8 protein-coding genes are annotated in these 12832 nt (G+C 66.8%); 2 read left to right on the forward strand and 6 right to left on the reverse strand.

Translation table 11 applies throughout. The features are described from left to right. Positions 1-423: 423 nt before the first annotated feature. A complete protein-coding gene (locus QZY48_RS17305; protein ID WP_295433273.1) occupies positions 424-1704 on the reverse strand; it encodes an MFS transporter in 1281 nt (426 codons plus the stop codon). Between the two features lie 167 nt (positions 1705-1871). Here QZY48_RS17305 and QZY48_RS17310 point away from each other — a divergent pair, with 167 nt between their 5' ends. Further along, entirely contained in the window at positions 1872-2009 is a 138-nt protein-coding gene (locus QZY48_RS17310) for a hypothetical protein (protein ID WP_295433276.1), read from the forward strand. A 34-nt stretch (positions 2010-2043) separates the two neighbouring features. On the opposite strand, the gene QZY48_RS17315 is transcribed toward QZY48_RS17310, so the two are convergent. Next, on the reverse strand, positions 2044-2664 hold the full coding sequence (locus QZY48_RS17315) for a response regulator transcription factor (RefSeq protein WP_295433280.1): 621 nt from the start codon (positions 2662-2664) through the stop codon (positions 2044-2046). Next, positions 2661-5216, reverse strand: a complete 2556-nt coding sequence (locus QZY48_RS17320) for an ATP-binding protein (RefSeq protein WP_295433283.1) — start codon at positions 5214-5216, stop codon at positions 2661-2663. Before QZY48_RS17320 ends, QZY48_RS17315 begins: the two co-directional genes overlap by 4 nt. A 389-nt stretch (positions 5217-5605) precedes the next feature. Between QZY48_RS17320 and QZY48_RS17325 the strand changes: the two genes are divergently transcribed. Beyond that, positions 5606-6133, forward strand: a complete 528-nt coding sequence (locus QZY48_RS17325) for an RDD family protein (RefSeq protein WP_366929721.1) — start codon at positions 5606-5608, stop codon at positions 6131-6133. Positions 6134-6318: 185 nt separating this feature from the next. Here QZY48_RS17325 and QZY48_RS17330 read toward each other — a convergent pair whose 3' ends face one another. The 3 genes from QZY48_RS17330 to QZY48_RS17340 form a co-directional block, all read right to left on the reverse strand. Next, complete coding sequence (locus tag QZY48_RS17330) at positions 6319-11382, reverse strand: caspase family protein (RefSeq protein WP_295433285.1); 5064 nt, start codon at positions 11380-11382, stop codon at positions 6319-6321. After that, the gene (locus QZY48_RS17335; RefSeq protein ID WP_295433287.1) at positions 11383-12306 is read right to left on the reverse strand and encodes a hypothetical protein; all 924 of its coding nucleotides are present in this window, start codon (positions 12304-12306) and stop codon (positions 11383-11385) included. It abuts the gene before it with no gap. A 129-nt stretch (positions 12307-12435) separates the two neighbouring features. Beyond that, positions 12436-12832 (reverse strand): DUF3782 domain-containing protein (locus tag QZY48_RS17340; protein WP_295433290.1); only part of this gene is annotated, 397 nt, incomplete at its 5' end.

Here is a 12832-nt window from a genome sequence, read left to right on the forward strand (position 1 = left end):
GGTAACGTGATGCGGATCTTCACCGCTTGTCGATGATCGGGAATCGCCTGGAACGTTTCACGTACCTGCGACAATAACGATGGGGTCGATAGGGACTGCGGAAGTTTAGGTGCCATCGTCATTCATTCTCATGGCATGAAACGCAATAGAAGCATTGCCAGTTGCTGAATTTTCTATCATAGCAGAGGTCAAAATGCTCGTGCTACGCCTTCGGGGAAAAAATAAGTTACTGGTTTTTAATATTATTTTTTTTCGGCGGGAATTGCTGTGATGCGCATGACGGCTGTAAACCGGTCCCGGCCGCTCATTTGACACCATCTGTAGTGTCTATGCTTGACATTATCAAACTTTTCACTTCTGTTGTCACCTGTCTTGCTGCTGCCATTAGCCCGATCACCAAGGCCTAAGAGGCAAAAAGGTTCGTCAGCCAGCCGCCCCCGCCGCCGCCCGCCCCGCCGCCACGTCCACCCGCGTCAGCAGCACCGCCCCGATCAGGAACAATAGCAGGATCGGCAGCAGTGACAGTCGCGGATCGCCGGTGAGATAGGCCGTGGTGCCGACCAGGAAGGGGCCGAGGACGGCGCCGAACTTGCCGACCATGTTGTAGAAGCCAAACAGCTCGGCGGTCTGACCGGCCGGGATCAGGCCGGCGAAGAGGGCGCGGGAGAGGGCCTGGACGCCGCCCTGGACCAACCCGATGGCGACCGCCAGCGCATAGAAGTGCGACACCTGCTGCATCTGCGAGGCGGCGGCCACCACCAGCATATAGACGCCAATGGCGACCAGGATGCTGGGCTTGGGTCCCCAGCGGCTGCCCAGGCGCCCGAAGATGAGCGCGGCCGGGAAGCCGACGAACTGGGTGATCAGGAGTGCCACCATCAGGCTTGCGGCCGGAAACTTCAGCGAGAGCCCGAAATCCACGGCCATGAAGACGATGGTGTCCACGCCGTCGATATAGAACCAGTAGGCGATGAGGAACAGGAAGGTATTGCGCAGTGAGCGGACCTGCCGGAAGGTCTGGGCCAATGCGCTGAAGGCGCCGCGGACGGCCCCGCCGAAGCTCTGTTCCCCCAGACCCGGCGGCTCCTTGACCAGGAAGGCGAGCGGCAGGGTGAAGAGCGCCCACCAGAGCGCGACCCCCAGGAAGGCGGCCTGCACCGCGGCCCCCGCGTCGGCGAAGCCGAAGGACGCGGGGAACTGAACCATGACGACATTGAGCGCGAACAGCAGCCCGCCCCCCAGGTAGCCCAGGGCATAGCCGAGGGAGGAGATGCGCTCATAGTCCCCGGGGTCGGCCACGTCCGTGATCAGTGAGTCATAGAAGACATTGCTTGCGAGAAAGCCGACCAGGCCGAAGAGATAGAGCGCCAGGGCCGCAACCCAGTGCCCGGCGGCGAGCCAGAAGAGCCCGCCGGTACCGAGCACACCGAGCGTGGTGAAGGTGAGCAGGAAGCGCTTCTTGGCCCCCAGTTGATCGGCCAGCGCACCCAGGAGCGGCGCCATGCAGACCAGGATCAGGCTGGCGGTGCTGCTGGTATACCCAAGCCAGCGGGTACTGTCGGTGACGGCCAGGTCCGCGGCCCAGAACTGTTTGAAGAAGACCGGGAAGAACCCGGCGATGACCACGGTGGCAAAGGCCGAGTTGGCCCAGTCATAGAAGGACCAGGCGAGTACCTGGCGGCGGTCGGTCGGGGGCACGGGCATATCACATTACTCATCTGGGTCCGGATTGACTGATCGGCATTCCTCACGAGTCAAGAACGAGCTAGACCCGAACACAATCGCTGTCGTTGTCGTTGTCGTTGTCGTAATCGGAGAAGCGCTGCAATTTGGTCATGACCAACTTGATATCTACCGAGATGCGATCAGGGATGTCGATCCGGATCGTTGCAACGCTTACCAGGCTCGAACGGCGGAGCCACGAGGTGCGGGAGAATCCGAGGGGCTACGATAACGTCGATTACGACAACGACAACGACAACGACAACGGTGCCAACAGGCTTCCCTAATCTTCCGACCGACCTATCACACCACGGCCGTCGCTCATACCCCCTCCTCCCGCCCCGCGATCAGCGCCATCCGCACCAGCTCCGCCAGGGACTCGGCCCGCATCTTCTCCATCACCCGCGCCCGGTGCGCCTCCACGGTCTTGGGCGTCACCCCGAGCGCGGCGGCGATCTCCCGATTGGACTTGCCGTCCGTGACCATGCCCATGACCTCGTGCTCGCGCGGGGTCAGGTCCGCCAGGCGCGCCTGGAGGTCCTCGCGGGCGGCCTGGCCGACGCGTTGGCGCTGGTCGTATTCCAGGGCGCGGCGGATGCTGCGCAGCAGGTCTTCGTCGTGGAAGGGCTTCTCGATGAAATCCATGGCGCCGGCCTTCATCGCCTTCACCGCCATCGCCACGTCCCCGTGGCCGGTGATGATGATGACGGGAAGGCGATAGCCCTCGCGGGTCAGGTAGGCCTGGAGTTCCAACCCGCTCATGCCGGGCATGCGCACGTCCACCAACAGACAACCGGCGCGTCCCGGGTAGTAGCCGGCCAGAAAGGCGTCGGCGGATTCGAAGGTGAGGACCCTCATGCCGGTGGATTCGATCAGCCATTGCAGGGAGGTACGCATGGCCTGATCGTCATCGACGACAAAGACGGTGGAGGCGGTGGTCATCGGCTGATTCCTGAGGCGGTGTGGGCCGGCGGCGCGGGGTCGGCGTCGGCGTCGGCGGCGGACTGCGCGAGCGGCAGCGTGACGTGGAAGATGGTGCCCTGGCCGGGTTCAGACTCGGCCCAGATGCGCCCGTCGTGATTCTCCAGGATGGTCTGACTGATCGGCAGCCCCATCCCCATGCCCCCCTCCTTGGTGGTGAAGAAGGGGTCGAACAGGCGCTTGAGGCGCTCCGGCTCCACCCCCGGACCGCTGTCGCGCACGGCGACCACGGCCTCGGCCCCCTGGACCCCGGTATGGATGAGGAGCCGGCGTTCGGTTTCCGGGGACTCCTCCAGCGCATCCAGGGCGTTGCGCACCAGATTGAGCAGCACCTGCTCGATCTGCACCAGGTCCACGTGCACCGGGATGGGCTCGGCGGCCAGGTCCAATTCGATCTGGATGCTGAGCTTGCCGGTCTCGAACTCGACGAAGGAGCAGACCTCGCGCACCAGGTGATTCAGATCCACGTCGGCCCGGCTCGGCGGCTGCTTGCCGACCAGGGCGCGCAGGCGACGGATGATCTCACTGGCGCGCTTGGCCTGGCTCGCGATCTGGGACAGGGCACCCAGCAAATCATCGGGCGTTCCCTGGCCGCCCTGGATGCGCCTGGTGCAGCCGTTGGCATAATTGACGATGGCCGAGAGCGGCTGGTTCAACTCGTGGGCCATGCCGGTCGCCACCTCGCCCATGGTGCTCAGGCGACTCACATGCACCAGCTCCGCCTGGTGCTGGCGCGACGCCTGCTCGGCGCGGCGCACCGCGGTGATGTCGCGCGCATAGATATTGACATAGCCCAGGTCCCGGAAGGGGGCGAAGAGCAGGGCGTAGACCTGGGACCCCAGGGTCGTCTCGCGCTCGCGCGGCTCGCCCTGGCCGAGCGCCTCGGCCACCTCGGCCACCCACTCCGTCGGCAGGGCCCCACCCTGCTCGGTGCCCCAGGCGAGCAGCAGGGGGCGGCTCGCGTTGTTGGCATAGGCGATCTGACCGGCGGCGCTGACCCGCAGGATCGGGCTGGGGCTTTCGCTCGCCAGGCGTGCCAGGCTCTTGATCTCCCGCTCGGCCTGTTTGCGCTGCGTGATGTCATGGATATAGAGGGTATAGAAGCGCTCGGACTCCAGATCGATGGGGACGATGGAGATCTCCACCGGGAACTCGGAACCGTCGCCGCGCAGCGCGACCAGTTCACCGCGACCCGCGGGCTCCAGCCCGTCATGGCGGGAGCGGTCGAGCAGGCGCCGGAAGGCGGTGCGCGCCACCTCGGGCAGCAGACGCTCACCGAAGGCGGCGCCGATGACCTCCTGCCGCGCGATGCCGAAGATCCGCCCCGCGGCCGGGTTCACCTCGATGATGCGGCCATGGTGGTCGAGGGTGACGATGGAGTCGAGCGCCGCCTCCATCACGGCCGCCTTCAGCGCCTCGCTCTCACGCATCTCCGCCTGGTGGCGGCGGTTCATCTCCTCGCGCGCCTTGAGCACCAGTTGGGTGAAGTGGGCGATCCACTCCTCCAGGAGCAGCAACTGATTGCCCTCGCGATGGAAACCCGGCTCCGGGATGCCCAGGGCGCGCTGGGAAAAGCGCGTCATGCGCTTCAAGACCCGGTTGAGCCGCGCCGAGACCAGATAGATGACCCAGGTGAAGACCAGGATGAAGACCACGGCCGCGAACAGGCGCTGGCGGTGCTCGAAGATGCGCACATGCCGCGACATCCGCTCCACATTGCCCTGGGTGACGAAGGTCGCAAACAGCAGATTGTCGTCCGCCCCCTCGTATTGGGGCAGGGACTGGGAGGTCATCAGATAGCGGTCGCCCCACTGGTTCGGGGTGCTCCCGGGGACCAGGTTGGCCGAGTCCGCGCTCGCCAGGATGCGCTGGTCGTCACCCTCCACCAGGGCGACCGCCGCCCGGCTCGGGTCCATGCCGCGCTGGGAGGCGGCCAGGAAGGCCTCGTCGATGGGCACCAGGACAACCAGAAAGCCCATGGGATAACCGGCCGAATCCTCCACCGCGTCGCTGGCCAGCAGGTACAGACCCGCCCCCAGCTTGACCGGCACGGTCCGCACCGACGCGGGGTCCAGGAACTGGGCCGGCACCCGGGTGGCGAGTTCCGCCGGCAGCGACCGGGTGCCGGCCTGGTAGAGTTCCCGGACCCGCCCCTGCGGATCGGTCAGCAGCACCTGACTGGGCGGGCGCAGGGCATCGCGCGCGAAGAAATCCGGCAGCCAATAGGGCCGGAACTCCTGATAGACCAGGGGCGCCGCGGCCCCCTCCTTGGACCAGAACAGGGGCTCCAGATACTCGGCCAGGCGCCGGTGGTTGGCGAGGAGCCGAGTGGTCATCCCGTAGCTCGCCAGGTAGCGGTCGAAACGGATCAGACTCTCGCGCGCCTGGAGGTCGAGTTGGTCCCTGAGTTCCTGATCGAAGATCCGATTGACCTGCCGCGACTGGATCTGATCCAGCACCACCCATACGGCGAGCCCCGCCGCGAGCCCGATCACCATCGCAATGAGCGGCATGGGGACCCGCCGCAGCAGGCGAAAAATAATCGGTTTTACGGGGATATGGTACAAATCAGACACTCACCGGAGGGCGCCGCACCCTGGTCGCGGCACGCACCCGCACCACCGGGAGCGCCGCACCCCAGTGCGGCGCAGGCCTCGCGGCCACCCGAACTGAGGGGGCTCCCACCGGCCTTGATGCGCGCGCCAAACCCGCAGGGTACGCCGACCCCGCCCTGGCGCCAAGCCGCGCGGACGGGGACAATCCGGTCTGACCATTGAGCCACCCCAGGGCAGCCGGCACTAACCGACTGTCAGACCCCATCGTTCAAGAGGAGCCCGGAATGGCCTTGCCAACGCAAGTGAACCCGCAGACGACCGCAGCCGTCAGCCCAACCGAGGTCAAAGTGTCGGTCGCTGTGAAGGTGTCGATCGACGCACCGACCCCACCGCCCCTCCCACCGCCCAAGGCTCCCGTGCCGTCCCCTGAAGCCACACCCCAGGTCCCCCGCTTACCGCGGCGCTTGGGTGCCCTGCTCTATGACAGCATTCTGCTGTTCGCCCTGCTCCTGCTCGCCACCGCCCTCCTCATCATCCCCTACGACCTGCTCGCCGCCCGCCCCTACCCCCAGGGGGAGTGGCTGTACCGGACCCTGTTCCAGGCCTATCTGCTCGCCGTGATCGTCGGCTTCTACGTCTATTTCTGGACCCACGGCGGCCAGACCCTGGGGATGAGCGCCTGGCGCCTGCGCGTGCTGCGCGACGACGGCGGGCGCTTGAGTGCCCGCGATGCGCTGCGCCGCCTCGCCTGGGCGGCGCTGAGCCTGGCGCCCGTCGGACTCGGGCTCTGGTGGTGCCTGTTCGACCGCGAGCATCTGGCCTGGCATGACCGGCGCTCCCGCACGCGCCTGGTCGTGGTCCCGCGCGGGGGCTAGCACCGCCGCACCGACTCGCCTGGAGTCCAAGGCTTCAGCCTTGGATTCCAACTCCAAGGCTGAAGCCTTGGACTGCAGGGGTGGGTGAATAGGTGCAGATCGACCATCTGGAAGGCGGCGCATTTCTCCAGGATAGTCGCGGCAGGGGCGGCAACCGGGGACACCAGCCGAAGCAGGGGCTGCGGTCAGGACGCCGCGGGCAGCCCGTCCGCCGGGGGCGTCCAGCCAGCCTCGCGCAGGCGCCGGTGGGCCTCCTCCCGGGTGCAGTCGTGCCAGATCTGAACGATGATCGTGAGTTCGTCGGGCCAGTGCGGTTTCTGGATGACGAAGCCGAGTTGGAGCAGGCGGGCGATGATGGACTCCGGGTCCTGGTTGAGTTTGGCCGCGGCCCACAGGATGTAGCCTAGGGGCGCCTCGCCCTCCAGCCTGAAGACGAGCTTGCCGTCCAGCCAGAAGAACTTGTCGTCCCAGTCCTGCGACAGCAAGGTTCGGTCGGCTTCGGTCGGGGGGCCGATGGCCTCCCAGTCCGGGCTGTCGTTCGGGAGTAGGGCTAGCCCCAGCGCGTGCAGCCGGGCAGCGATCTGCGCCGGGGATGCGCCCAGTTTCACAGCGGCCGCGAAGACTTGGCTCAGCGGCACCTCAGGTCTCAGCCAGGGAGGCTTGCCGTCCAAGTTCTGCGACAGCAAGGTCCGGTCGGCTTCGGTCAAGGGGCCGATGGCCTCCCAGTCCAGGCTATCGTTCGGGAGGAGGGCTAGCCCCAGCGCGTGGAGCCGGGCAGCAATCTGCGCCGGGGATGTGCCCTGCCGCGCGGCAGCCCCCACGACATGGCCCAGCGGCACCGTCGGTCCCAGCCCCAGCCAGGGAGCCTTGCCGTCCAAGTTCTCCGACAGCAAGGTCCAATCGGCTTCGGTCAGGGGGCCGATGGACTCCCAGTTCGGGCGATCGTTCGGAAGGGCAAATCCCAGTGCGCCCAGCCGGGCCGCGATCTGCGCCGGGGATGTGCCCAACCGCGCGGCGGCCCCCACGACATGGTTCAGCGGCACCTTCGTCCGTTCCAGCCAGGGAACCGAGCCGTCCAAGCGCCACGACAGCAAGGTCCAGTCGGCTTCGGTCAGGGGACCGTTGGCCTCCCAGTCCGGGCTATCGTTCGGGAGGAGGGTTAGCCCCAGTGCGTGCAGCCGGGCGGCGATCTGCGCCGGGGATGCGCGCAGCTTCACGGCGGCCCTCAGGACATGGCCCAGCGGCACCTCAGGTTCCAGCCAGGGGGACGTGCCGTCCAAGTGCCACGACAGCAAGGTCCGATCGGCTTCGGTGAGGGGGCCGATGGACTCCCAGTTCGGGCTATCGTTCGGGAGGCTAAATCCCAGTGTGCGCAGCCGGGCGGCGATCTGCGCCGGGGATGCGCCCAGCCGCGTAGCGGCCAACAGGACCTGGCCCAGCGGCACCTCAGGTTCCAGCCAGAGGGCCTTGCCATCCAAGTTCTGCGACAGCAGGGTCAGGTCGGCTTCGGCCGAGGGGCTGATGGACTCCCAGTTCGGGCTGTCGCTCGGGAGGACAAATCCGAGTGCGCGCAGCCGGCCCGCGACCTGCGCCAAGGATGCGTCCAGCTTCACGGCGGCCCCCACGACATGGCCCATAGGCACCTCAGGTTCCAGCCAGGGGACACTGCCGTCCAAGTTCCGCGACAGCAAGATTCGATCGGCTTCGGTCAGGGGTCCGATGCGCGCCCAATCCGGTTCCTCATCAGGCACGCTGAATCCGAGAGCACGCAGGCGAGTGAGGACCACGCTGCCGGTCTCGCCAAGCCTCACGGCCGCTACCAGAGTCTTCGCTGCCGAGATTTCCCGTGAGAACAGTGGCCACCTGTAGCCGCTATCTTTGGCCAGGATTGGCCAATCGCCGGGCGTCGGCACGAGCGCCGGGATAGTCGCGAACAGACGTTCGGGGTCTCCAGACAGGCCGAGATCGGGATTGGCCTCGGCCAGCGCCCTGAGTCTGGGCAGGACCCAGGGATAGGGATAGGTCGAGTATGCGCAAGCCAATAACTGACCGGAACCTGGAACGTCGGACTCATAGTCCGCAAGGAGCACGCGTGCGATAAACTCCAAATCATTTGGGTGGAACCCAGCGGATGGACTTAGGGGTATCGCCCGATCGAATGAAGGACGTCGCTTCCATGCCACATTCGGCCGGGAACCTCTTGACCAAGCTTCATCCAGGATCGGCCAGGCCGCGCTCTCGACCGGGATGGCCGAGCCGCGTTCAACCAGTGCGGTCCAGAGACGCTCCGCCGCATCGTGTTCATTCCAGGCCAGGGTGTCCACCAGGGATAGGCAGAGCGCGTCCCAGTCCAGGAGGGCGGTCGCTTGTTCGACCTTCGTGCGCGCCAGCCAGTCTCGATCCCAGTCGAGGGCTCGTTTGCGATCGACGGTCAACTTGGGTCGCCGTGCACCGCGGAGATTGGCAATGCAGTACCTCGCCGGCTTGCCGGACTCTGTCAACAGTCCGTCGGACAGGATGAATCCGGAGTTCTTATCTTCGTCATCCCGTTCCTGTTTGGGGGGCCATCCGCTGCCGACGGGGGCACGCCACCAGAAATCCGGATTGCCGGTAGCACAGGTCGCCGCCCGAATCCGCTCATTGCCGTCGTGGCCCAGCCGGCCCGCCGTCCAGGTCAGTGTCCGGACGCCATCGCAGACCTCGGTGGCGAATTCTGCAACCCAGAGCAATTCCTCCAGGGTATCGACCACCGACACCCGCTTGCCCTCGACCTCGGTCCGGTTCAGCCACAACCGTACCCGCGTACCCTGGCGTTGATGCCGTCCCGGCCGCAACCGGACCAGGTTCCCGCTCCCGGAAATAGCGGCGTGCAGCGACTCACCGGCCCTGCCCTCCCGATCCATCCGACAGGTCTCAACCTCGAAGTCGTCCGCCAGCATGAAATAGCTCAGCACCCCGATGCCGAACTGGCTGTTGGGATAGAGCCGCACGTCCTGGGCGAGCCACTCGGTCTGCTCCTCAATGAACTCCGGGGTGTCGGCGAAGCGGCGGCCGGCCTGGGTGAAGGTCTCGGTGAGTTCCCGCACGCCCATGCCGATGCCGTTGTCCTCGCACTCGATATAGGGCCGGCCCTGGTCGTCCGTCCCCTGGCGGAAGCGGATGGCGCCGCTCCAGTGGTCCAGTGCATCGGTTCGACCGGCGCGTTTGAGATAGGTCAGCCGGGCCTGCGCATAGCGGCAGGCGTCCAATGCGTTCTGGTACAGCTCACGGATGGCGAGCGCCGGATCGCCGTAAAGCTGCTCGCCCATCAGAAGTTCCAGGACCTGCTCTTGGGCGAGCCGGAAGCGCAGATGAGGGAGCCGGTACGCGGGGCCGGCGCCATCGGAGGCAGGAGTTACACCGTCCGCGGTGAGACGCGCCGGGAGTTGAGCGAGCGCGGCGCAGTCGACATGGTCGGCGGCGCGCAGGGCGGCGGCGATGACCCCGTTGGCGTGTTCCGCCTGCTCGCGTAGGGCATAGTCGGCGGCCGGGTGGCTGCACGCGGCCCTGAGGCGGCGTCCGGCGGACTCGGGCTCCCAGTCCGCGGCGGCGATCTCGGCACAGAGTGTTGTGAGCCCCGGGGTCTGCGGCAACCCGACGTGCTCCACCAGGACCTCCGACAGGAGTCGCGGGTCCAGGGCCATGGCCCCGGCGACCGCAAGCAGGTAGCCCAGGAGTCGCTCACGGATCAGCAGGTGTTCGCCGAGCCCGTCTGGGCAATGCACCCGGTCCTCGAGCGCCCCGGGACGGTCGCGGCGGCTGATCCGTTCCGGGTCTCCGTAGCAACAGCGGGCCAGTTCCAGAAGCCGCTCAGGCGTCAGTGCCTTGCCGACGGGGGCGGCGGTCTGGCCGAGATCGGCCAGGGCGCCTTGGACCGGGCCGTCGAACAGGCCCCCGTGGCGTTCCGGCGGGGACCAGACGGTCGGCTCTCGCAGCAGTGCACGGTGCATGAGCCAGAGGGCCACCTGGTCGCCGGCGGATGCGTTGCCGGTTTCGCGCAGCCGCTCGGCCTTGCGCACCATTCGGGGCTGGGCGCGGTGGACCTTTTCCAGGGCGGCGCGCAAGCCCTCGCCGCTGCCGGTGTCCTTGAGTGAGAGCGGGGCATGGTCCGCCATCTGCCGGCGGGCGCGGTCGAGCGCAGCCTCACGCACCAGGGGTGCCAGCAGGAGCAGGGCGGCCTCGGCGGGGCTCAAGGGTGGATCGGCCGCCATCTGACTCGTCAGGGCGCGCAACTGGCTCATCAGGCGCACCGGGAGGCGATCGTCCACCCAAGGGTCATCCGGCAGGCACGGGCGGACCGTCTGGCGCTGAAGCCAGCAAACCTGGGCCAGACGGATCGCCGCGTCTTTGAATGCGCCGGTGTAAGAATGGTCCGGCCACAGCCGGGAGTTGCGTACCGCGTCGCTCCAGGGGTCGGGTCCCGCGGCCTGCGGACCGGCCGCGGCGGCGCAGATCGTCTGGGTGAGGGCGCGCCGGTCGGCGGGGGTCTCGCCCAGGACCCAGATGGTCTGGGGCGATTTGCCGAGCTTGTGGACCAGGCGCCCCAGTTCTTCATTCACCGCCTCCAAAACGTCCCCGAGCCGGGTGGCGGGGTGGCTGGCGGCCAGCACGGTGCAGAGTGCCTCGGTAAAGAGCGAATAGCCGGTGTCCTCGTCTCCCTGGAACTGGGCGACCTCGCCCCTGGCGCAGGCGAGGACCGTGACCAGGGTGCGGCCGCCGGAGAGCCGGCGGTCTTCCTCGTTCCAGGGGACGAGCCCGATGGCCTTGGCAGCGAGCTTGATGCCTTCGCGGCAGGCATCGACGAGAAACAGGACGGTCTCGGCCCGGCAGTTCTGAGCGGCCTGGGCGATGACATCCACCGGCAGAAGGTACTCACCGAGGGTCTGCGGGTCGCGCAGGTCCGCGTCGCAGGGGACCAGACAGTCCTTTCCCTGGAAGTGTCCGCCGTGCCCGGAGAAATACAGGATGAGGGTCTCCCCGTCCTCCGCGTCGCGGCAGGCTTCGCGGATGAGGCTGCGCAGGCGGCTTAGAGAGATGTCGGGCTCGCCCTTTGCCGGGCAATGGGACTTCACCCGGTAGTCGGACGCCTCCAGAACGCTCTGGAGGCGGGAGATGTCCCGCGTCACGACCGGCAGGTCGGCGATGACCTTCTGGTCATAACGCGGAACGCCGATGAGGCAGGCGCGGCGCTTGGGGTTGGCCGGCGGCATCTATCTGGCGGGGTTGCGGCTGACGCGGAAGATGATGTAGTTCCAGGGACAGAGCGTGTTGGGGTCGGCCTTGGAGATCAGGCAGCCACGGGAGGGGTGCCAGAACCATTGCGACCAATCCCAGCCCGCCAGGCTCGGCACCTGCACCGCGAAATAGGCACCCTCACGCAGCCGCGCCCCGGTGGCGACGGGGTCGAAGTCCAGCCCCAGGGTGAATTCCTGCACCGGGACGTTCTTGTTCACGCCGAGGATCGCCTTGGTGAGACCGATGGCGATCTGAGACAGGGGGCCGATGGCCGGCTGGGCGGTCTTGGCGAGTTGGAGTCCGGACTTGACGAGGTCCGAGTCCAGCATGTCCAGTGCCCGCTGGCTGCCCTCATTGGCGACATTGACCGTGGCGCACTTGAAGGCCAGGCCCAGGTCGCCAACGTTGAGGTCCACGAAGATGGGCAGCCCCACGACGGCCGCTTCCTCACCCTCCCGGGCGCGGAAGGTGGCGTTGTAATGCAGGTGCTCCGCTTGGCTCGGACCGATGGTGTTGACGGCAGAGAAGTCGAACAGGACACGGTGGACCCCGCTGCCCGGGTAGTCCGCCAGCCGCAGACTATCCAGGCGGATCGTGACGCCGGCGCCGCGCAGGCTGAGGTCGGGCTTGATCTGGCCGGCGTGGTAGAGGGGCAGCAGCGGTGGATCAGCGGCACCCGCCTGAGGCAGGAAGCCGAAGGAATGGCTGGTGTGCCCCCAAGGCTTGGAGCTCCAGGGCAGGCCCGAGCCGCCGCCGAAGATGGACTTGGTTTCGGTGGCCGGGCGGGAGGCCATCAGGGCGTCCGCTGTCTCGTCGTCCCCCAGATCGCGCAATATCTGGGCCTGCTCCTCGGGCGAGCGCTTGCCGATGACGGGGTAGTCTGCGATTAGGTCGTCCACAAGTCTGACTCCTTACGGTGGTCGGGTGCGCGGACTGCGCCCGGTAGTTTGAATTCTGCACCTTGGACGGGGAATTGTGAACCAGGGGCTCGCCCTTGCGCGACTCCAAGGCTGAAGCCTTGAACTGCGTCACCAGGACTTGGGCTCAAACGCGGCATCGTTGAGAATGCGCATGCTGTCCCCGGTCTGGGCCAGCACGAAGAGCCCTTGTCGGTAGGCAAAGCGATCGGCGCCTTCTTCGATGCGCATACCCGCGACGGCACCGTGCAATTGATGGTCGGCATATTCCGGAAAGAAGTGGCGAAAGCGGCGCAGGTCCTCCAGCAACTCCTTGACATCGTCCACCCGCAGGCTGGACTTGACCTCGACCATGACGACGTGGCCGAGATTGACGACCAGCACGTCGATCTCCAGGGTGTCGCCGTCTTTGCGCTTGAGCACCCGCCGACTGACCATGTGGACCGGTATCCCCCGTTCGGTAAAGAGCCGCTCGCAGGAGGGGGCGACCAGGTTTTCCACGAACAGA

The sequence above is a fragment of the uncultured Thiodictyon sp. genome (genome assembly GCF_903828115.1).
Classification (GTDB): Bacteria; Pseudomonadota; Gammaproteobacteria; order Chromatiales; family Chromatiaceae; genus Thiodictyon.

Coding starts and splice junctions, on each gene's coding strand:
- QZY48_RS17305 (WP_295433273.1), bottom strand. CDS start 1,704: ATGCCCGTGCCCCCGACCGACCGCCGCCAGGTACTCGCCTGGTCCTTC.
- QZY48_RS17310 (WP_295433276.1), top strand. CDS start 1,872: ATGTCGATCCGGATCGTTGCAACGCTTACCAGGCTCGAACGGCGGAGC.
- QZY48_RS17315 (WP_295433280.1), bottom strand. CDS start 2,664: ATGACCACCGCCTCCACCGTCTTTGTCGTCGATGACGATCAGGCCATG.
- QZY48_RS17320 (WP_295433283.1), bottom strand. CDS start 5,216: ATGCCGCTCATTGCGATGGTGATCGGGCTCGCGGCGGGGCTCGCCGTA.
- QZY48_RS17330 (WP_295433285.1), bottom strand. CDS start 11,382: ATGCCGCCGGCCAACCCCAAGCGCCGCGCCTGCCTCATCGGCGTTCCG.